This window comes from Hyphococcus luteus, assembly GCF_002943565.1.
Classification (GTDB): domain Bacteria; phylum Pseudomonadota; class Alphaproteobacteria; order Caulobacterales; family Parvularculaceae; genus Hyphococcus; species Hyphococcus luteus.
Genome location: NZ_PJCH01000015.1, coordinates 548,802 through 570,000, shown reverse-complemented (window position 1 = coordinate 570,000; position 21,199 = coordinate 548,802). Strand labels below are relative to the sequence as shown.

Genomic DNA, 21,199 nt, shown 5'->3' with positions numbered 1-21,199 from the left:
CTGCAAAATATAACATTGCTGTGATGCAACATCCAGCGGAGAAACCCTAATGAAAATAGGAGATTCTGGTTAACTCAGGAGGGAGGTTTTGTTCGCGCATGCGAGAAGCCGCCTTCCGGAAAACCCGTCCGACGCCGATCAGGATAGGGTGGCCCGGATCGATAGCCGCCGTTGTGAGCTCGGCCAGCGTCAGGGCGTTGAGGCGCTCTTCCGGGCGGCTGACCGCCGCTGCGATGATCGCCGGGGTCGCCGGATCGAGCCCTTCGGCCATGAGCCGCGCGGCGAAGTCCGGCGCTTTCCGGGCGCCCATATAGACCATGAGCGTGATGTCGGGATCGGCGGCGGCGCGCCAGTCGATGTCGGGCAATGCGCCGTTTTTGCTGTGCGCCGTGATGAATTTGACGCCTTGCGCGCAGTCGCGATGGGTGAGGGAGGTTTTAAGGCGCGCCGCGGCGGCGAGGGCGGCGGTGACGCCCGGCGCGATGTCGACTTCGACGCCCGTGGCCTCCAGCATGTCTATCTCCTCGCCGGCGCGGCCGAAAATCATCGGATCGCCGGATTTTAACCGCACGACATTTTTGCCCTGACGCGCAAGGCGCAGCATGGTTTGGTTGATGTCGTCCTGTCTGCAGGAAGCGCGGCCGCCGCGTTTGCCCACAAGCATGCGCTTGGATTCGCGCCGCGCGAGGTCGAGTACTTCATCGGAAACGAGGTCGTCGAAAAGAATGATGTCTGCGGACTGAAGCGCACGCACGGCTTTCAGCGTCAGATATTCTACATCGCCGGGCCCGGCGCCCACAAGCGTCACCTTGCCGGCGGAGGTTTTCTTCCAGACAAGGAGCTTTTGAACGCATTCGTCGATTTGCGAGGCCGGCGTAGCGAAAGCCGTTTCCGCGAAGCGGCGCCAGAAGTCTTTGCGCATCTTCGTATCGGGCAAAAGCCTGGAAAGCTTAGGACGCAGATTTTTCGCGGCCTGCGCCCAATCGGCGATGCTTTGCGGCAATAGGGCTTCGATGCGTCTGCGAATGGCTTGGCCGAGCGCCGGGGCGGCGCCGTCGGTGGAAATCGCCACGACCGCCGGCGTGCGGTTGACGATGGAGCCGAACTGAAAGTCGCAGAAATCCGGCCTGTCGACGACATTGACGGGAATGTTTCGGTCTCGCGCGGCGGCGGCGAAGCGCGCCGCTTGCGCGTCATCTTCGAAGGCGCCGACAGCGAGGGCGGCGTGTTTAAAGTCGGCCTCGCGCCATGGTCTCGGCGACAATTCGCACTGTTCGGGCGCGCTTTGGATAAACTCGCGCATCTCCTGACAAGGCGAAGGGGCGGCGATGCGCACGATCGCGCCGGCGGCGGCGAGGAGCTCCGCTTTCCATACGGCGGTTTCATTGTCGCCGGCGAGTAGAACCCGCCGTCCCTCGAGTTTGAAGAACACCGGCAAAACCGGCAGGGCGGTCATGCGCGGACGCTCCATCAGTTCAGGTTTGCGCATCGGCTGTCTCCGGCAATAAGCGTTTGATCTCTCCGCGGCACGAGCCGCAATTGGTTCCGGCGCCGGTGGCGGCGCCGATCTTGGCGAGGGACGTGCATCCCTTGGCGACGGCGCCGGCGATTTCATTGGCGCCGACATTCATGCAGGTGCAGACGATGGCGCCGCGGTCAGGCGCATCATCGCCGGGCCGCCCCGCCAGAACCGCGACCCGTTCCTGTGGTGCAAATGACCGGCCCAACAGTTCGCAGGCCCAGCTTCGCGAGATCTCGACCGGCGTTTTCGCCATAAAGAACGCGCCTTTGAGGCGGTCGCCGATAAACACGGCGAAGCGATGGACGCCGCGCCGCCGGTCGCAATATTGAATGACCTGCGCCTCGGTTGCATGGCGTTCAAGAACCGGTTCGAAGAAGGCGTCGGCTGCAAAGCGGATGTTTTTATAGTCCATGGCGCTTGCAAGTTCCGCCCTGAGCCCGCCTTCGATGCGTGCTTTCGCCCAATAGTCAGCGCCGGCCGGCATGACGGCGCCGGAGAAGTCGCGCGTCGCCAGAACGCCGAAGCCATGCCAGGCCGCATCGAAGCGTTCAATGCGCGCCGCGCCTGACTTTAACGCCGGCTGGCCCGACAGGGGATCGGTGACGGCGGCCACAAGCGCATCGATCCGGCCCTTGCTGGAAAATTCCTCCGTCCAGTGCATGGGCGCGAAAACCGATCCGTCGCGCTGGCGATCGGTCACCAGCGCGCGAGTGAGCGCCAGGCCGTATAGGGATGAGACGCGCACAATATCGGCGTCCTTGATGCGCAGGCGTTCGGCGTCGCGCGGCGAGATTTCGATAAAGGGTTCGGCGAAATGCTGGCTGAGGCGCGCGCTGCGGCCCGTACGGGTCATCGTATGCCAGTGATCGCGAATACGCCCCGTATTGAGAACGAAGGGAAAATCCGGCGTCGTCTGCTTATCAGGCGAGGCGGCGGGGACAATAAAACTCGCCTTGCCGTTCTGCGTGAAGAAACGGCCGTCCGCAAAGAGGCGCGCCTTGCCTTTCACAATATTTTCAGAAACGGGCCACTGCACCGGCGCCAGGGCGTCATAGCCCTGCGCGTCGATGTCTTTCAACGCGCTGAGGTTGAGGTCGCGCGCGCCGTCATTTTCAAATGCGCAAAGCGAGGCGTATTCGCGGAAGATGTCAGCGGCCGCTTCATAGGAAAAAGCTTCGCCCCAGCCCATTTTCACCGCCACGTCGCAGAATTGACGCCAATCGTCACGCGCTTCGCCAGGCGCTTTTAAAAACCGGCGCTGGCGCGAGATGCGCCGCTCCGAATTCGTCACCGTGCCGTTTTTTTCTCCCCAGCTTGCAGAGGGCAGGAGGATATCCGCGCAGGCGGCGGTGTCCGTATTGGCGTTGACGTCGGAGACAACGACAAGCTCGCATTTCTTCAGCGCCTCGCGCACGCGATCGGCGTTCGGCATGCTCGCGACCGGGTTGGTCGCCATGATCCAGACCGCTTTTACTTTTCCGGCGTGTATCGCCTCGAAGAGGTCGACCGCTTTGAGGCCCGGCTTTTCCGCCATGCGCGGCGCGGTCCAGAAGCGTTGCACAAGGTCGCGATGGACAGGATCGCCGAGCTCCATATGGGAGGCAAGCTGATTGGCGAGGCCGCCGACTTCGCGCCCGCCCATGGCGTTCGGCTGACCGGTGACGGAAAACGGCCCCATGCCGGGCTCGCCAATGCGTCCGGTCAGCAGATGGCAATTGATGATCGCGTTGACCCGGTCAGAGCCGTCAGCCGCCTGATTGACCCCTTGCGAGTAGACCGTGACGGTCTTTCGAGTCGATAAAAACAATTCATAGAACGCGATAATGTCGCCTTCATGCAGCTCGGTTTCGTCTGCAACGCACCCGAGAGTGTGCGTCTTGGCGGCGTTCAGCGCCGTATCGGCGCCATTCGTGTGATTACGGATGAATATGTCATTCCTGCCGCCGCGCTTGTCGAGATAGTTTAAAAGCCCCTGAAAGAGCGCGACGTCGCTGTCTGGCGCGATGGCGAGATGCAGATCGGCGAATTCGCAAGTCGCCGTCTTTCTCGGATCGATCACGACGATCTTGAGGCCGGGGCGTTTTTCCTTCGCCGCCAGAATGCGCTGGTAGAGCACCGGGTGGCACCAGGCGAGGTTCGATCCCGTCAGCACGATAAGGTCTGCAAGCTCCAGGTCTTCGTAACAGCCCGGAACACTGTCGGCGCCGAAGGCGCGCTTGTGGCCGGTAACGGAGGAGGCCATGCACAAGCGGGAATTGGTGTCGATATTGGCCGAGCCGATAAAACCCTTCATCAGCTTGTTGGCGACGTAATAATCTTCCGTCAGAATTTGGCCCGAGACATAGAAAGCGACAGCGTCAGGTCCGTGCTCCGCGATAATCGAGCGAAACTTGTCGGCGATGACGTCCGTTGCGCGGTCCCAGGATACTCGCTCGTCTTTGATCAACGGATAAAGCAACCGATTGTCGCGCCCAAGAGTGTCGACCAGCGCCAGACCCTTGGAGCACAGCCTGCCGAAATTCGCCGGATGATCCGGGTCGCCCTCGACGCTGACTGCATCGGCGGTCTTTTTTACAAGAACCCCGCAGCCGACGCCGCAATAAGGACAGGTCGTGCGGGTGACGTCGCCAGGCGTCGCAGCATATGTCGCATCTAGCGCCACGGGGTTACGCGCGACATTTGACATCGGCGTCAAGGTCGTCGGCGCAGAGCAAAACCTCCGCTGACTTCCCGACACGCACGCGAAAAGTGCGAACAGACCCTTCATCGGCGCCTTGGGCCACGCCAGTTTCAAGCGAGATGACCCAGTTGTGCAAAGGGCAGGTGACGCAGTCGCCGTGCACGATGCCCTGACTTAAGGGACCTTTCCGGTGCGGGCATGTGTCTTCGATGGCGCGCACGGAATCATCGCCCGTGCGGAAGACAGCAATCGCCAGATCGCCCCTGACGACCCGCCGCGCGCCGCGTAAAGGGATATCGTCCAAGGCGCCGAGACTGATCCAGTTTCCGGTCATTGCATTCATGTGATCCGCCTCCTGGTTCATTCCGCCGCCTGCAGGGAGAGCGTCGCCATGGGCTTGAATTCATGCTTGTCCTTGCCGGAGACGCGCTCCGACCACGGATCGACCTGGGCGAATTTCTGGGAGAAGACGAAGCGGTCGAAATAGGCTCTGCGCTTCTCGGCGTCATCCATGATCTGGCGACGCACTTCGTCATAGCCAATGCGCTTCGCCCATTTGTAAATCCGTTCAAGATAGTGGCCTTGCTCGCGATACATCTGGACGAGGGCGACGATATGTTCGAGGGCTTGCGTCTCGGTTTTAACGAGGCCGAGCACTTCCGTTCCCTTGATGTCGAGACCTGCGGCCCCGGCGAAATGTATCTCGTAACCGCTGTCGACGCAGATGACGCCTACATCCTTGCAGGTCGCTTCGGCGCAATTGCGCGGACAGCCTGAGACGGCCATCTTCACCTTGGCGGGCGTCCAGGAGCCCCACATGAATTTTTCGATCCTGACGCCAAGACCGGTCGAGTCCTGCGTGCCGAAGCGGCACCAGTCCGTGCCAACGCAGGTCTTAACGGTGCGCAGGCCCTTGGCGTAGGCGTGGCCGGAAACGAAGCCGGCCTTACCGAGATCGGCCCAGACGGCGGGCAAGTCTTCCTTTTTAATGCCGAGCATGTCGATGCGCTGTCCGCCTGTCACTTTCACCGTGGGAATGTTGAACTTGTCAACGACATCGGCGATGGCGCGCAGCTCGCTCGAAGAGGTCTGGCCGCCCCACATGCGCGGTACGACCGAATAGGTGCCGTCTTTCTGGATATTGGCGTGGGCGCGCTCATTGATAAAGCGCGACTGGTAATCGTCGGCATATTCGTCCGGCCAGTCGCAGACGAGGTAATAGTTGAGGGCGGGGCGGCATTTTGCGCAGCCGCAGGAGCTTTTCCATTCCAGCGTCTGCATGACGGCGGGTATAGTTTTGAGCTCCTTCGCCTTGATCAGCCGGCGCACGTCGTCATGCGAGAGATCCGTACAGCCGCACATGGGACTGACAGCATCCGGATCGAACGCCTCGCCAAGGGTCAGGCTCATTAATTGCTCCACGAGACCGGTGCAGGTCCCGCATGACGCCGACGCCTTTGTGTGCGCGCGCACATCGTCGAGCGAGCTCAGTCCTTTTTCGCTGATAGCGCCGACGATCTTGCCCTTGCATACGCCGTTGCAGCCGCAGATTTCCGCGTCATCGGGCAATGCTGCAACGGCCGCCATAGGGTCCAGCGCCTCGCCCCCAGCGTATGCTGGTCCGAAGATCAACGTGTCCCGCATGCCGGAAATATCGGTTCCGTCTTTGATCTGCTGGAAGAACCAGCCGCCATCGGCGGTATCGCCGTAAAGAACGACGCCGACGATTTTATCATCTTCAAGAACGAGGCGTTTATAGACTCCGTTCGCCGCGTCGCGCAGGACGATTTCCTCGCGGGTTTCGCCGTCGGCGAAATCGCCGGCGGAATAAAGGTCGACGCCCGTGACCTTCAGCTTCGTCGCCAGCGCCGAGTCGCTAAATCCGTCATTGGCGTCGCCCATCAACTCCCTGGCGGTGACGCCCGCCATCTGATAGAGCGGCGCAACAAGACCGTAGACTTTGCCGTCGAATTCAACGCATTCCCCAACGGCGTAAATATCCGGATCCGATGTCCGCATTTGCGGATCGACCAGAATGCCGCGATTGGTTTTAAGACCTGCATCTTTCGCAAGCTGTGCGTTCGGGCGAATGCCGACGGCCATGACGACAAGATCGGCGTCAATCTCCGTGCCATCCTCGAGCCGCACGGCGCGCACGCCTTTGTTGTTCGGCTGCGGCAGGATTTCCGCCGTGTTGGCGCCAGTTTTGATGTCGATGCCGCGCGCTTCGAGCGTAGACTGCAAAAGATGACCCGCCGCCGCATCGAGCTGGCGCTCCATCAGCGTCGGCATGAGATGCAGGACGGTGACGTCCATGCCGCGTTCTTTAAGACCCGCCGCCGCTTCGAGACCCAACAGGCCGCCGCCGATGACAACCGCCTTGCCGCCGGACTTCGCCGCCAGCAGCATGGCCGTGACGTCATCGAGGTCGCGATAGGTGAGAACGCCGGGCAGGTCGTGACCCGGCACGGGAATGACGATCGGCAGGGAGCCGGTGGCGACGATCAGCTTATCGTATTCGGCGGTGACGCCGTTTTCCGACGTAACCGTTTTGGCATCGCGGTCGATATTGACGACCTTTTCGCCTTTAAGAAGTTCAACCCCGTGATCCACATACCAGGCGTCGCCGTGGATGATGATTTCCTCGTATTTTTTTTCGCCCGAAAGCACGGGCGACAGCATGATGCGGTCATAGTTGACGCGCGGTTCGGCGTTGAAGATTGTCACGTCATAAAGGTCCGGCGCGTGCTCGAACAATTCGTCGAGCACGCGGCCGGGGGCCATGCCATTGCCGATGATGACCAGTCTTTTTTTCATGGGCGTTTCCTCTTCATCTGCATTGGTGGGCTAAAAACCGAAGTCCAGTTGAAGCCAGAACTTGTCGCGGTCGCTGGCGAATCCGTCCGAGTCGTAGCTTGCGAATTTGGCGAGCAGCGCGAAGCGGTCGAGCTTGGCGACGCCGACAAGGCCGAATTCAGAGCCGTAATCGGCGCCGGTGTTTTCGGCGGAAAAGTCGTGATAGACGGCGGCGATTTTCAGGAGCGAAAACGGCGCCGCGGTTTTGGTTGTATAACCGGCGGTGACGTAAATATCTTCAAGGCCGTCGGCGGGCGTTCCCAAAAATACATCCGCCCAGCCGTTAAAGGCGTGCAGGGTCGCCAGCGGCGTTGAAAACCCAATGGCGCCGTCGCCGGTCAGGACTTCATAGCCGGCTTTGAGGCTGAAGCCTTTTTGTGTGTAGCCGCCTTCGACCGTGTAATAGTCGGCGTCATAGGCGAGCGGCTGCGCGGCGTAGTCGCTTTGCGCCGCATAGGTTCCTTTCAAGGTGAAGGGGCCTTTGCTGAACGAGGCGTTGACGCCATAGGTTTGCGAGGAGACGCCGGGCGCGCTTTCTATGTCGAGAAGGTAGGCGAAACCGCCGATTGCGATCTTCGCGCCATCGACGGGCAGGCTGTATTTGCCGTTGACGAGCCAGCTGTCGCTTTCCCAGCGGCCCATGGACGAATCGTCGCCGAAAATGCGGTTGACCTGATCCACATAAGTGACGTCGAGTTTCAGGCCTTTGAGGCTCGTGTTTTCGAGCCGCACCGCATCGAACGTCTGTTCGTTCTGGCGCCAGCCGACATTGCCGACGAAACGGTCGTTATCGAGTTTAATGCGCTGGCGGCCGAGCGTGACTTTCGTGTCCGGCAGGGACGTGTTGGTCACTTGGAAGCGGTTCAATTCCGTCGCTTTCGGGTCGGCGACGACTGGAAACGCCGTATTGCCGTTGATCGTGCTGTTATAATCGCCGATGAGGTCGTCTACATGTTCGAATTCGACAAGCAGGGAGGTGTCCCACAGCTTGCCGGTCTCAAACCCGGCGCGCAGGCGATAGGTGAGCGCATCGGCGTTATCGGCGAACCCGTCCTGAGAGACGTTTTCAAAACGCAGGCGCGTATTGAACAGAATTTTCGATGCGGAGATGGCTTTGTCGAGTGCGGATGCTCCCGGCGCCGGCGCTTCTTCCGCACCGGCTATGCCGAATAAGACCGTTGCCGACAAAACGGCGATGGACACATCTTTTAAAAGACCTGTAAGTTTGGACACGGCGAGTCCCCTCAATAAGTTGAAATCCGCTGGGCCACCGGGCCCGACTTAAGGATTCCGCTGCTGCGCGGAGGAAGGAGGGTCGCCGTTGACCCTTGCAAGCGCCGCCTTTTATGCGGCGCTTTTGTCGTGCGTTTCGTATTCTTCGAGAAACGTTAGAAGCTGTTCGCGGTATTTGTAATAATCCGGATGCTCAAGCAGCGCCTTGCGCGAGCGCGGCCGGGGCAGACCCACTTCCATGATTTTGCCGACGCGGGCGTGTGGGCCATTGGTCATCATGATGATGCGGTCGGCGACGAGAATCGCCTCGTCCACATCGTGGGTGACGCAGATCGCCGTGACCTGGGTGCGCTTCCAGACATCCATCAGAACTTCCTGAAGCTCCCAGCGCGTCAGGGAATCGAGCATGCCGAAGGGTTCGTCCAGGAGGAGAAGTTTTGGCGACAGCGCGAAGGCGCGGGCGATGCCGACGCGCTGCTGCATGCCGTTTGAAAGGTCGCTGGCGCGCTTGTGCATGGCGCCGGCGAGCCCGACGCGCCCGAGATAATATTCGATGATATTGTGGCGTTCGATTTTGGAGATGTGCGGATAAACTCGCTCCACGCCGAGCGCGATATTCTCGTAAGCAGTCAGCCATGGGAAAAGGCTCGGCGACTGGAAGACAACGCCGCGATCGGGTCCGGCGCCGCTGATTTCTTTTCCGTCGAGAACGATCCCGCCTTCGGTGATGGGATTGAGACCTGCGGCCATGGACAGGACCGTCGACTTGCCGCAACCGGAATGGCCGATCAGCGAAATAAACTCGCCTTTGTGCAAATCGAGCGTGAAATCGTCGACGACCGTCAACGGACCCTTCGGCGTCGGATAGGCTTTCGTGACTTTGAAGAACTCGACATATTTGTTGAGGTTTTGCGTATGCGGTTTGCCAGCTTCCTTGACCGGATCGGGCAGGTCGGGGTCCTGCAAGGGTTTCGACGCGGCGAGATCGATCACCTTGCCGCCATCGCGTTTCCTCCGGGCCTTGGCTTCTTTCAGACCGTTTTTCAGCCCGCCTTGCGTAGCGGTCAGCGGCGCCACGTCCGGCAGCTCCAACTCCGCGTTATTTCCCGGGCGCTCCATACCGATTTTCATAAGATAGTCGGTGATGGCGGCGCGAAGACGGATGAATTCAGGGTCATGATTGACCGCCTTGCGGTCGCGCGGCCGGTCGAGCCTGATATTGAAGGCCGGCCCTAGTGTCGCATTCGGACCGGGCGTAAGGGGAATGATCCGGTCGGCGAGAAGCAAGGCTTCGTCCACGTCATTGGTAATGAGAATGACGGTTTTGCGCTCGTTCTCCCAGATGCGTTCGATCTCGTCCTGCAAATTGGCGCGGGTCAGGGCGTCGAGCGCGCTTAAAGGTTCGTCCAACAGCAACAGTTTCGGCTGGATTGCGAGGGCTCTTGCGACATTTACGCGCTGGCGCATGCCGCCGGAAAGCTCCGCCGGACGCCGGTCTTTTGCCTGGGAAAGGCCCACCATGTCGACATAATGTGCGACGCGGGCGGCTTTTTCTTTCGCCGGCATTTTCGGAAAAATAGCGTCGACGGCGAGGCGCACATTGCCGGCGACCGACAGCCACGGCATCAGCGAATAATTCTGGAAGACGACGCCGCGCTCGGGCGCCGCGCCGCGCGCCGGCGCGCCGTCAAAGACGATCTCTCCTTCATCCGCCCCGATGAGACCGGCGATAAGCGAGATCAGCGTCGTCTTGCCGCTCCCGGAAAAGCCGACAATCGCGACGAACTCATTTTCCTCGACATCGAGATTGATGTCGCTGAGAACGGCTTCGCCGCCATAGGACTTCGAGACATTATTGAGGCTGAAAATCGGCATGATGGGGCCCGCCTATCTTTTGTCCGAGAAGGTGAACATCGCCTGCAGCGCGTACATGATGCGGTCGAGCAGGAAGCCGATGACGCCGATGGTCAGGACGGCGACCATGATCCGCGCCAAGGACGTGGAAGACCCGTTCTGGAACTCGTCCCAGACGAATTTCCCGAGCCCGGGATTTTGCGCCAGCATTTCAGCCGCGATCAGCACCATCCAGCCGACGCCGAGCGAGAGGCGAAGGCCGGTGAAGATCAGGGGCAGGGACGAAGGGATGACAAGTTTGAAAATTTTGTCGGCGGGTTTGAGCTGCAGCACTTTCGAGACGTTCAAGAGATCCTTGTCGATGGACGAGACGCCAAGCGCCGTGTTGATCAGTGTTGGCCACAACGAACACAAGGTCACCGTGATCGCGGAAATCAGAAAGGATTTTGGCATCGCTTCCGTTGTATTCACATAGAGGGCGGAAACGAGCATGGTGACGATAGGCAGCCAGGCCAGCGGCGAGACCGGTTTGAAGATCTGGATCAGCGGGTTGAATGCGGCGTTGACGGTCGGGCTCAGGCCGCAGAAAATCCCGAGCGGCACGGCGATCAGCGTTGCGATGACGAAGCCGAAGAATACAGTCTTCAGTGAAGTGACAATCTGGTCGATATAGGTCGGTTTGCCGGTGAAGGCCCGGTCCTTGACCATGTCGGGTTGGCCCGCCGCGATATATTGGGCGTTGCGTTCGGCGACGCGCTGGTTAAACGCCGCCTCTTTTGCACGCATGGTTTTGTGATCTTCCATCAGCGCATCGAACTGCTCCCACACGGCGGCGGGCCCCGGAATCTGACCGAGGCTGGTTTCGACCTGCGACGCGCCCAGCGACCATGCGCCGAGAAACAGTCCAATCGCCAGGAGCGGCACGCCCAGCATCTTCCAGAGTTCGGCGGCCTGCGTTTTCGGATTATCGCCTATGACGAGACGGATGAACGGATTGATGAAACCGAGCCCGAGCACGGCGAAAACATTCATAGCTTTTTGCAGCATCACGCCGGCGCCGCTGCGTGGTTTGGAAGAGGCCTGTTTTTCGCCGTCTGGAGACTCTTCGTTCGCCGGGGCGGGACCGCTCTCCTCATCACTGGCTTCTTTTAACATGGTCGCGCTCATCCTGCGATCCTCCGGGCGTTCCGTGAACGATTGAGTCTGCAAATTGCGTTTAGCCAAGGCGGCGCCGCTCGTGCGCCGCCGCCAGAGCTTGTCCTACTGGGTCAGCACTTCACCGGTTTCGGTGACCTTTTCGCCTTCCTTGAGACCGATAGAAAATTTTGAAAGATAGTCGTTCGGCTTGCGGCCGTCGAAGACGATGCTGTCGATGAATTCCGTCTGCGGCGATTTGAAACCGTCCGTGCCGAAGGGAAAGTCTTGCTTTTGCGCCTTGCCCTCGTCGATGAGCGCCTGCGCGGCTTTCATGTAAATGTCAGGTCGATAGACTTTCTTCGCCACATCCATATACCAGCCGTCCGGTTTCGATTCGGGAATTTGTCCCCAGCGGCGCATCTGCGTCAGATACCAGATGGCGTCGGAATAATATGGGTATGTTGCGAAATAGCGGAAGAAGACGTTGAAGTCCGGCACGGCGCGTTTGTCGCCTTTTTCATATTCGAACGTGCCGGTCATCGAGGCTGCGATGACTTCCGCATCCGCGCCGACATAATCGGAGCGGGAAAGAATCTCTACCGCCTCCGGCCGGTTGGCGTTGTCGTTTTCATCGAGCCAGATCGCCGCGCGGATCAGCGCCTTGACGACGGCGATGTGCGTGTTGGGGTTTTCCTCCGCCCATTCGGCTGAAACGCCGAATACTTTTTCCGGATTATCTTTCCAGATTTCATAATCGGTAATGACGGGAACGCCGATGCCTTTGAACACCGCTTGCTGGTTCCACGGTTCGCCGACGCAATAGCCGTAGATCGTGCCGGCTTCGAGCGTTGACGGCATTTGCGGCGGCGGCGTGACGGAGAGCAGCGCGTCAGCCTGGATCTGGCCCGACGTGTCGTCCGCGCCGTAATAGCCGGGATGAATGCCGCCCGCGGCGAGCCAGTAGCGCAGCTCGTAATTATGCGTCGAGACCGGGAACACCATGCCCATCTTGAAAGGCTTGCCTTCATTCTTGAATTTCGTGACCACGGGTTTGAGGTAATCGGCCTTGATCGGATGAACCGGCTTGCCGTCTTCGCGCATGGGAATGTGCGGCTTCATCTGTTCCCAGATTTCGTTGGAAACGGTGATGCCATTGCCGTTAAGGTCCATGGAAAAGGCGGTGATGATGTCGGCCTTGGTGCCGAAACCGATAGTGGCGCCGAGCGGCTGGCCCGCCAGCATGTGCGCTCCGTCAAGCTCGCCGTCGATGACGCGGTCGAGCAGCACTTTCCAGTTCGCCTGGGGCTCCAGCGTGACGAAAAGCCCTTCGTCCTCGAAATACCCCTTCTCATAGGCGATGGCCAGCGGGGCCATGTCTGTGAGTTTGATGAAGCCGAAGGTCAGTTCGTCCTTTTCCAGCGCCAGCATGTTTTCAAGATTGGGCGCAGCGGCCGCGTCTTCCGTGACTGTCGTTTCGGGCGTTTCGGTTTCGCCGCCGCAGCCGGCCAAAAGCGCGCCGGCGGCGAGGAAGGAAGCGACTTTACCGAGGCGGGTATTGCGAAGACCGGATTTGCGAAGAATGGTCATGCCTGAATGGATCCCCCGTGCTTTCCTGTTTGAACGAAAGGCGGGCGTAAAGACGCGCGCAAAGGCAGCGCCAAGGTCGCCCTAATGGATGTTGGAGATGCCTCTTTCGCCAGAGACGATGGCCCCACAGCGCTTTCAATAAGTATGAAATTTGCTGCGGCGTCGGCCCTTCGCTGGTCCGACTACTGCTCTTCCTTGAGCGGATTAAAGGAAAACAGATTTTCAATAGGAGGTCAATAGATTTTTTTTGCGGCGCACAAAATGGCGTCAATGCCAGTTTTCAAAGACGCCTGTGACGGCATTTGTTTCGAACCGGTGACCCGACCCATTTGAGTACGGTTTGCTGAGAGTAAAACGGTTACATAAGAGAGAGTTTTGCTGAACGGCAAATGGAACTCGGTCTATATTCGCTTTCACCGCTGGGCGGAGCAAGGCGTATGAGATGTGTCGTTCGAAACGTTTGTGGATCTGGGATTAACCGCCAATTGGGCGCATCAAGTCGATATAACGACGGTTCGCGACCACAGACGGGCGGCGTCGGGGATCGAAGACTACAGCGCATATTCAGCAGGCTGTACTGATGCGCGGCGGTCATATCTCTCGCTTGCCCGGTATTTATGCCCGCGCCGGTGTCCTGCTTATGCTGCAATGCGGCGTTTGACCTCCACGGCGCCGGAAGTTTACCTGTCCGGCACTTCTTCTCATTTCAGTTGACTGATGGGCCGGAAGTCTCAAACGGTGGCGGCAATCAAAAAAAGAACGACACAGGTCCTAACGGCTTGAGAGTTCGGATCAATGGGAGCGAACGCGATGCATCGAAGAGCCGCGGATATGAACTGGCGCGCTTTGATGGCGGCAGGGCTTAAAATGCTCGGCGCTTACGTGTCTTCCACGCAGAATCGTGTCGCTCCGGTCTGGCCTTGTTCCGAAGCGCCGGCGGGGCTGTAATCGGTCATGCGAAGCTTGCCTGTTTCCTATATTGCAGCCCTGCGCAGCGTGTTTTTTGGGGCGGCGGTCATGTTCGCAACAGTCTTCTTTCTTGCCGGCTGCAGCAGGGAAAACGCCTTGGCGCCGGGAGAAAAGACACTCAGTACAGAAAAGGCCGCCAGGATTGCGCGGATTGGCGCCGACGCCGTCAATGCGCAATCGGTTCGCGACGTCAAAAGGCTGCAGCACGCTTTCGCGCAGTATGCCGAAGCGGGTGACTGGCGGGCAATGGCGTCGCTTTTCGCTGAAAACGGAAAATATGTGTCTGGCGATGTAAAAGTAAGCGGGGCCGATGCGCTTTACACGCATTTTCGCGATGAAATGGGCGCTGGCGAAGACGGGCTTTTACCCGACCGGCTCAATATTCGCCTTTTCCTTTCGCCGGTGTTGACGCTTTCCGGCGACGGAAAAACTGCGCAAGGGCGTTGGCATGAGGTCGCCATGCTCGGCCGTTACGGCGAGGGGGCTTCCTGGAAAGGCGGCATCTATGAAAACGATTACGTCAGGGAAGGCGGCGTCTGGAAAATCGAAACGCTGCATTATTATCCGCAATATGCGGGATCCTATGATAAGGGCTGGCGCAATGTCGCCGATGTGGTGCCGCTGACGCCTTATCATTACACGCCTGATGAGGCGGGGGCGCCGGCGCCGCAGACGCCGGATGTCGAGATCTCGGCGCTTGACGCGGGCGAAACCGACACGCTGATGAGAAACGCAGAGGCAACAGCAGACGCTTTGCTCGACGAAAGCGCAGTGCAAAATCTCCAGGCCGCCTATGGCTATTATGTCGACCGCAAAATGTGGGAGGACGTTGCCGATCTTTTCGCCGAGGACGCGACTTATGAAGTCGCAGGCGAGGGGCTCTATCGCGGCCGCGACGCTATTCGCGAACGGTTTTTCGGCCTTGGCGAGCCCGGCCTTAAGGAAGGCGAGCTTAACGACCATTTGCAGCTCGATCCCGTTGTCACACTGTCGCCAAATGGCGAGACGGCGACAATCCGCGGTTTTGAATTGCAGATGACCGGACGGCATAGCGGCGCCTCCGCGTGGGGCTTTGGCGTCTTTGACAATTCTTATGTCAAAGAAGACGGTGTCTGGAAAATCCAGTCGGTGAAGATCTATCCGCGCTTCGCCGCCGATTATAATATCGGCTGGGCGCGTGATCTGTTGCCTACGGCGCCGCCTGTCGATGCGCCGCATGAGGCGTCGACGCTCGCAAGCGCCGACTATCCGGAACATGAGAGCCCCCATATAGGGTTTCCGGAAAAGGCCCCTGCGCCTGAGGCGGAGGACAAGCCCGCCGCGCTCGACGAGATTGAACGCAAGATCGCCATGGCGAAAGCCTATGACGGCGCCGAGAATGTCTCTGACGCTTATGGCTATTACATTGACGAATTTCGCTGGGACGATACGGCGGATCTCTTCGCTGAAGACGGATGGAAAGAGCTTTCCTATATCGGCGCCTATTACGGCCGCGAACGGGTGAGGGGATCGCTGTTCTCGCGTTATGGCGACCGCGGGCGTCGGCCGAATTTCATGGCGATCCACCAGAAAACGCAGCCTTACGTTACGGTCGCGCCGGACGGAAAAAGCGCGCAGATCCGTTTGCGTTTGTTTCAGTTCAACAGCCAGCTCGACGGCGACGGATCTTATATTGCCGGCGTTTACGAAAACCAGGCGAAGCTCGAAGACGGCGTCTGGAAGATCGCCGGGATGGATCTCGATTACGTTTTTCTCGCCAGTTATGCCGGTGGCTGGGCAGCGGTCGAAGAAGGCTCTGCAAAACGCTTTGCGCCGACGCCGGAAAGCATCGCTGAATATCCGCCTGACGGACCTTTGCGCGGCGTTGTTTTTGCGCCGTTTCCGGCAATCGCGCCCATGGGGTTTCATTTCAACAATCCAGTGAGCGGGCGTGCGCCGGAATTGAAACTCGACTGGTCGATCTCGGCGCGCCCGGGCGAGAAAAACGCGGGCGCATCATCAGGATCGGCGCCCGATGAACATTGAAATGGCGGCAGAAAGGGCGGAGAGCAAAACCGTGAGCGACGATCAGGACAACATCCCTCCGGTGGTCGATTGTCACGCCCATATATTCCAGGCGGACATGCCGCTCAGCAGCAACGCCTGGACGAAAACGAATTATTCCTTCACCGCCGATGATTATCTTGCGCTGCTTGACAAATATGGCGTCCATTTCGGGATCATTTCCGGCCTCAGCATTTCCGGCTTTTATAACGATTATATGATTTCCGAACTCCGCAAGCATCGCCGCCTGCGCGGCACGGCGATTGTCGCGCCGACGACAGACCGATATTCGCTTGAGCGTATGCGCGAAGACGGGATTATCGGCATTCGCCTGCAGCTTGCGCGCATGACGGAACTGCCGGATTTTAGGAGCGAAGAATATAAGCTTCTTTTCCGCCGCGTGCGTGATCTCGACTGGCATGTGCATGTGGCGATCGAAGGTCCTCTCCTGCCGCCAGTGTTAGAGGCGCTGGAGGAAAGCGGCGTAAAGGTCGTGATCGACCATTTCGGTCATCCCGATCCTAAGCTCAGCGTTCGATGTCCCGGGCATCAGGCGATTCTCACCGCCGTCGAGCGCGGCAATACCTGGGTCAAGCTGTCGGGCGGGTTTCGTCTTCTCGGGACGGCGGCTTGGCGCACCAATCCGGAAGGGGATGCGGATGAGATCGCATCGGCGCTGGCGCAATCCCTCCTTGCCAATGCAGGACCGGAGCGATTGTTGTGGGGAAGCGACTGTCCGTTTGTTGGTTATGAAAATCGCATCACATTCGACTACGCGCTTGAACGTTTCCGCCGCTGGGCGCCTGATCCCATGGTGCGCTGGCGTATCTCTCAGACCGCGCTGAAGCTTTATTTCGGCTAAACGTCCGGCTTTCGCGCCCGCGCGATGCGGATCGACATTGCAGGCCGCCGTAAGGGCGTATAAAATAAAAAGAAAACATCTGCTTAAGCGGGTGCATGGCCAATAAAAACGGTCTCCTGGGAGGGGATGTATGGAGTATTATCGGAGTGCGGATTATCCGGTTGCACGGCGCGCCGCTTCCTGGAACAGCACCTATTCGAGCCGCTTTGCGCAGGTGACCTTCCAGCCTTCGCGTGAAGATGTTTTCGATGCGGAGCTGCGCGTCACCTCGCTCGGTTTTCTTGGTTTCGCCGATGTGCGCACCAGCGGCGCCAGCATTGAGCGCACCGCCGCCCACATCAGTGAATCGAAAGCGCATGTTTTTTCTTTTCTTTTGATGGCGGAAGGCGGCGCCCGTTTCTCTCATTACGGGAATGAGACGCGTCTTGACGCTGGTGATTTCACGCTGTGCGACAACGCCGCGCCGCACCGCATCGAACTTGATCCGAATGCGCGTTTTTTGATCCTGCGCGCTTCGCCGAAAATGCTGAAGACGCATTTGCCTTGTCCGGAGCAGCTTTGCGGCCTTCGCCTGCCGGCCGAGCTCGGACTGACGAGCACCGCCTCCGCCATGGCGCACAGCCTGTGGCGCAAGGCGGAAGAGGGGTTGCCGCTCGAATTCGGCGACCGCATCGCCGGGCATTTGCTCGATGTTCTCGGCACGGCCTATTCCATCAGCCTCGGCCACAAAATGACCAATTCGACCGTGGTCGGCCTCAGGAAAGCGCAGGCGAAACAATATATCGAAGCCAATCTCAGCGATCCGGATCTGACGCCGGGCGCGGTCGCCGACGCCATGCGCATCTCGCCGCGTTATCTGCGCGTCCTATTCGCCGAAGACAATGAGACGACGTCCGCTTATATCCTGCGGCGGCGTCTGGAAGAATGCGCTTCGCAAATCGCCAATTCGGCGTGGCGCAGTCTCACCGTTTCAGAAGTCGCCTTCTCCTGGGGCTTTAACAGTGCGGCCCATTTCGCCCGCGCGTTTCGCGCCAAATACGGTATGGCCCCGTCCGAATACAGACGATTGCAGCTGCGTCCGCATTAAGGGCTCGGTTCGGCTCCGGCTTGCTTCGCTGTCGACGTTGCGACGCAGCAAAGCGAGGCTGTTTTTCACCTGCGCATTCCTTCTTTCTCCTGTGCCGTCAAGCGCAAACCGATATGCCTTCCGGTGCAAGCTGACATGACGCAACTGTGCGAGCTTGCCTTCATGGCAAAAACGCTCCGTTCCGGACCTGCGAAGCGGGCTGGCGGCGGCGCGAAACAAAAACGCCAGGGAGGGTATTCCATTGCGAAATTCTATTTTTAACCGCATGTCGAAATCCGCTTTGCTCACCGGCGCATCGGCGGCTATGCTCGCAGTCGGTTCTGCGCCGGCGGTGGGGCAGGATGAGGGCGCTTCGTCCGACCAGATCATCGTGACCGGGTCGCGCATCAAGCGAGACGGCTTTGATTCTCCGACGCCGGCGACGGTCATGTCGGCCGATCTCATTCAGGGTCTCGGCCAGACCAATGTCTCGGAGACTTTGCGTCTCATTCCGCAGATTTCCCTGTTCCAGTCGGATTCGACGGCGGGGATTACGGCGGGCGCAAATGTCGGTGCGTTTTATGCGAACCTGCGCGGTCTAAACCCTTATAACGGCACGCGCACGCTGACGCTCGTCAACACCCGCCGCTTCATTCCGACCTCGGACGGCGGCGCGGTCGATCTCAACATCATTCCTTCGTCAATGATCGAACGGGTCGAAACAGTGACCGGCGGCGCCTCGGCGGCTTACGGGTCGGACGCGGTCGCCGGCGTAGTCAACATCATTCTCGATACGGACTTTGAGGGTTTCCGCGGCCAGGTCGATTACGGCCAGACAGCGCGCGGCGATGGCGAAACCTATCACGCGGCGCTGACCTTTGGCTCCGGCTTCGCTGGAGGGCGCGGCCATGTGGTCATTGGCGGTGAATTCGAGAAAAAGGAAGGCATCGGCGACTGTTACGAATCCCGTCTGTGGTGCGCCGAAGGCTGGGACCGCTTCACCAACGCCAGCAATATTCTCCTCGACGGCACGGTGTCCGGCTACAATCTGCCGGGCACGCCGGACTATGGTCTGCCGAATTTCGTCATCGGACCGGATTCCAGGCAGGCCTTTAACGATCCTCATGGCGTCGTGCGCAACCGCGACCCAGCCGACCCCGATGCGCGCAATCATCGTTTCAACGATGACGGCACAGGGATTATCGAATTCGATCCGGGCCGGTTTGTTTCAACGTCGACTTTTGGCCCGCGCCAAGGCGGCGACGGCGCATCGACTTACGCCGACTCCGATCTGCAGACGCCGACCGAGCGCTATGTGGGGTATCTCTACAGCGAATATGAATTGACGGACAGCCTTAATCTTGTCGGCGAATTCACCTACGCCAACCGCCAGGCGAGCAACACCGGCGTAACGGCGGGGCCGCGTTCGACCTTTTTCGTCAAGCCGACCAACGCCTATCTTCCGGCGGAGCTTGTAACGCTGCTCGACGGCACGTCTTTCAGTCTCGGCAAGGACATCGACGCGCAGGTGCCGTCCTACAACGAAGCAACGACGGAAGTCTTCCGCGGCGTGATCGGCGCCAATGGCGAGTTCGGCGACAGCTGGTCGTGGGACGTCTACTATCAATACGGCAAGAACGACCGGCACCAGAGCCGCACCAATTCGCGGGTCAACACGCCTTTCGTTTATGCGCTGGACGCGGTCGTCGACCCGATGACAAACGAAATCGTCTGCGCCGAACTGCTTGAGGCCGATCCGGATCCGGTGGCTGAGGGCTGCGTGCCGCTTAATCTGTTCGGTCTCGACAATCTCGACCCGGCGGCGGTGGCCTATGCTTATCGTCCTGTCGTCGAGGACTTCAAATACGACCAGCATGTGATTGCCGGCAGCATTCAGGGCGTTGTCTACGACGGCTGGGGCGCCGGGCCCATCGGCGTTGCTGCAGGCGGCGAATATCGCGACGAGGGCGGCGACGTCACCCATGGCGACATCCCGAACTATAACGATTACGCCTTTACTTTCGGTCTCGACTATGCCGGCGACATCAGCGTGCTCGAAGGTTTTTTCGAGATGAACATTCCGGTGTTGCGCGATGTGGCGTTGGCCGATTACCTCGAAATCAACGGCGCGGTGCGCCAGACGCGCAACCACGCCACGGACCGGCTCACCAAGGAGGAGAAAACCAGCAACGCCACGAGCTGGAAAGTCTCCACCATTTACGACATCACTGAAGGGCTTCGGTTCCGCGCCTCGCGCTCGCGCGACATTCGCGCCGCCGGGTTCCGCGAGCTTTATTTGAAAAACGTGCCGACCGAAGAGGGCTCGTCCCAGGGCATCGTCGACAATCCGGCCATCCCGGGCTCGCCCGGCGGCGGCGGCGACGATCCGACGCCGATTCTCGGCGGCGGCGCCTTCTCCCTGACGCCGGAAAAGGCGGACACCACGACGGCCGGCTTCGTCGTCTCGCCGGGCTTCGTCCCCGGGCTGACCTTCTCGGCCGATTGGTATCAGATCAAGATCAAGGACGTGGTCTCGACGCTCACAGGCCAGGGCATCGTCAATTTCTGCGAAGATTATAATCTCTTCTGCGGCCGCATCACTTACGCTTCGCCGACAGACATTACCTTTGTCGATGCGCGGCAGGTCAATCTCGGCCAGCTTACTGTGCGCGGTTTCGATTTCGAGCTGGATTACAATCTGCCGCTCGAAAACCTGCATGACGGTCTTGCCGGCGATCTCAACTTCCGGGTGCTTGCAAATCATCAATATGACTTTGTGGTTTTGCCGGATCCCACTGTGGACGCTATTGACTATGCGGGGCAATCGGGGCCGATCCGCGATGGCGGCGACTTCAACCCGTCGCCGAAATGGATCTGGAACGGCTTCATTTCTTATAATTATGGCGGTTTCAACACGACTGTCACCGTGCGGCGTATCGGATCCGGAATTTACGGCGTTGAATATACCGGTCCCGAAGACGCAGGCTACGATCCGAGCCTGCCGAACAGCATCAGCACCAACCGCGTCGACGCGGCGACTTATGTCAACCTCGCCATGTCGTATGAAATTAAGACGGGATCCGGCGGGCAGAATGTCGAAGTCTTCGGGGCCATCGACAACCTCTTCGATAAGAAACCGCCGGTGGCGCCAGGCGGCGGCGGTCTTGGCGGATCCAACTATCCGACCAATCCGGTTTACTTCGATACTTTCGGCATGAGGTTTAAAACCGGGGTCCGCATTCGTTTCTAGGGATGTTCCTTCCCAATATGCAAATCTCCCTAGCAACGCGGGAGCCGGGTTTGTGCGCCCGGCTCCTCTTTGTATGCAAAGGAATGCTTGAGGTGAAAAACCTATGGTGGAAGAAGAAGTTTAAGCTTGGAGAGGCTGAT

Annotated in this window: 12 protein-coding genes and 1 pseudogene; 5 read left to right on the top strand and 8 right to left on the bottom strand. The window is 59.3% G+C overall.

Translation table 11 applies throughout. The features are described from left to right. Positions 1-46 precede the first annotated feature (46 nt). The 8 genes from cysG to CW354_RS18695 all read right to left on the bottom strand — a co-directional run bounded on the left by cysG (position 47) and on the right by CW354_RS18695 (position 12,869). On the bottom strand, positions 47-1,489 hold the full coding sequence (gene cysG, locus CW354_RS18730; protein WP_104831582.1) for a siroheme synthase CysG: 1,443 nt from the start codon (positions 1,487-1,489) through the stop codon (positions 47-49). Continuing rightward, on the bottom strand, positions 1,476-4,184 hold the full coding sequence (locus tag CW354_RS18725) for a nitrate reductase (protein WP_207764920.1): 2,709 nt from the start codon (positions 4,182-4,184) through the stop codon (positions 1,476-1,478). Before CW354_RS18725 ends, cysG begins: the two co-directional genes overlap by 14 nt. Positions 4,185-4,188: 4 nt before the next feature. Further along, entirely contained in the window at positions 4,189-4,536 is a 348-nt protein-coding gene (nirD, locus tag CW354_RS18720; RefSeq protein ID WP_104831835.1) for a nitrite reductase small subunit NirD, read from the bottom strand. Positions 4,537-4,562: 26 nt separating this feature from the next. Next, complete coding sequence (gene nirB, locus CW354_RS18715; protein WP_104831580.1) at positions 4,563-7,019, bottom strand: nitrite reductase large subunit NirB; 2,457 nt, start codon at positions 7,017-7,019, stop codon at positions 4,563-4,565. Between the two features lie 30 nt (positions 7,020-7,049). After that, positions 7,050-8,291: an alginate export family protein gene (locus tag CW354_RS18710; protein WP_207764918.1), complete on the bottom strand. Its 1,242-nt coding sequence runs from the start codon at positions 8,289-8,291 to the stop codon at positions 7,050-7,052. 111 nt (positions 8,292-8,402) lie between these two features. Continuing rightward, positions 8,403-10,166, bottom strand: a complete 1,764-nt coding sequence (locus tag CW354_RS18705) for an ABC transporter ATP-binding protein (protein WP_104831578.1) — start codon at positions 10,164-10,166, stop codon at positions 8,403-8,405. Between the two features lie 12 nt (positions 10,167-10,178). Further along, a complete protein-coding gene (locus CW354_RS18700) occupies positions 10,179-11,192 on the bottom strand; it encodes an ABC transporter permease (RefSeq protein ID WP_104831834.1) in 1,014 nt (337 codons plus the stop codon). Between the two features lie 213 nt (positions 11,193-11,405). Then, positions 11,406-12,869 carry a CmpA/NrtA family ABC transporter substrate-binding protein gene (locus CW354_RS18695; protein WP_104831577.1) on the bottom strand — a complete coding sequence of 488 codons (1,464 nt, stop codon included), beginning with the start codon at positions 12,867-12,869 and terminating at the stop codon, positions 11,406-11,408. A gap of 384 nt (positions 12,870-13,253) precedes the next feature. Between CW354_RS18695 and CW354_RS24150 the strand changes: the two are divergent. The 5 genes and pseudogenes from CW354_RS24150 to CW354_RS18675 all read left to right on the top strand — a co-directional run. Next, a pseudogene (locus tag CW354_RS24150) lies at positions 13,254-13,406 on the top strand (IS5 family transposase); the annotation flags it as partial. A 480-nt stretch (positions 13,407-13,886) separates the two neighbouring features. Further along, positions 13,887-15,863 (top strand): nuclear transport factor 2 family protein, encoded by a 1,977-nt coding sequence (locus tag CW354_RS18690; RefSeq protein WP_104831833.1) that lies wholly within the window; start codon positions 13,887-13,889, stop codon positions 15,861-15,863. A 31-nt stretch (positions 15,864-15,894) separates the two neighbouring features. Beyond that, positions 15,895-16,743, top strand: coding sequence for an amidohydrolase family protein (locus tag CW354_RS18685; protein WP_207764916.1), 849 nt, complete (start codon positions 15,895-15,897; stop codon positions 16,741-16,743). A 130-nt stretch (positions 16,744-16,873) separates the two neighbouring features. Continuing rightward, on the top strand, positions 16,874-17,830 hold the full coding sequence (locus tag CW354_RS18680) for a helix-turn-helix domain-containing protein (RefSeq protein WP_104831576.1): 957 nt from the start codon (positions 16,874-16,876) through the stop codon (positions 17,828-17,830). A 241-nt stretch (positions 17,831-18,071) separates the two neighbouring features. Then, positions 18,072-21,059: a TonB-dependent receptor domain-containing protein gene (locus tag CW354_RS18675; RefSeq protein ID WP_207764915.1), complete on the top strand. Its 2,988-nt coding sequence runs from the start codon at positions 18,072-18,074 to the stop codon at positions 21,057-21,059. Positions 21,060-21,199 lie beyond the last annotated feature (140 nt).

Excerpts from the sequence above, each read along its gene's own strand:
- cysG (WP_104831582.1), bottom strand. The coding sequence starts at position 1,489 with ATGCGCAAACCTGAACTGATGGAGCGTCCGCGCATGACCGCCCTGCCG.
- nirD (WP_104831835.1), bottom strand. The coding sequence starts at position 4,536 with ATGACCGGAAACTGGATCAGTCTCGGCGCCTTGGACGATATCCCTTTA.
- nirB (WP_104831580.1), bottom strand. The coding sequence starts at position 7,019 with ATGAAAAAAAGACTGGTCATCATCGGCAATGGCATGGCCCCCGGCCGC.
- CW354_RS18705 (WP_104831578.1), bottom strand. The coding sequence starts at position 10,166 with ATGCCGATTTTCAGCCTCAATAATGTCTCGAAGTCCTATGGCGGCGAA.
- CW354_RS18700 (WP_104831834.1), bottom strand. The coding sequence starts at position 11,192 with ATGCTGCAAAAAGCTATGAATGTTTTCGCCGTGCTCGGGCTCGGTTTC.
- CW354_RS18695 (WP_104831577.1), bottom strand. The coding sequence starts at position 12,869 with ATGACCATTCTTCGCAAATCCGGTCTTCGCAATACCCGCCTCGGTAAA.
- CW354_RS18690 (WP_104831833.1), top strand. The coding sequence starts at position 13,887 with ATGTTCGCAACAGTCTTCTTTCTTGCCGGCTGCAGCAGGGAAAACGCC.
- CW354_RS18680 (WP_104831576.1), top strand. The coding sequence starts at position 16,874 with ATGGAGTATTATCGGAGTGCGGATTATCCGGTTGCACGGCGCGCCGCT.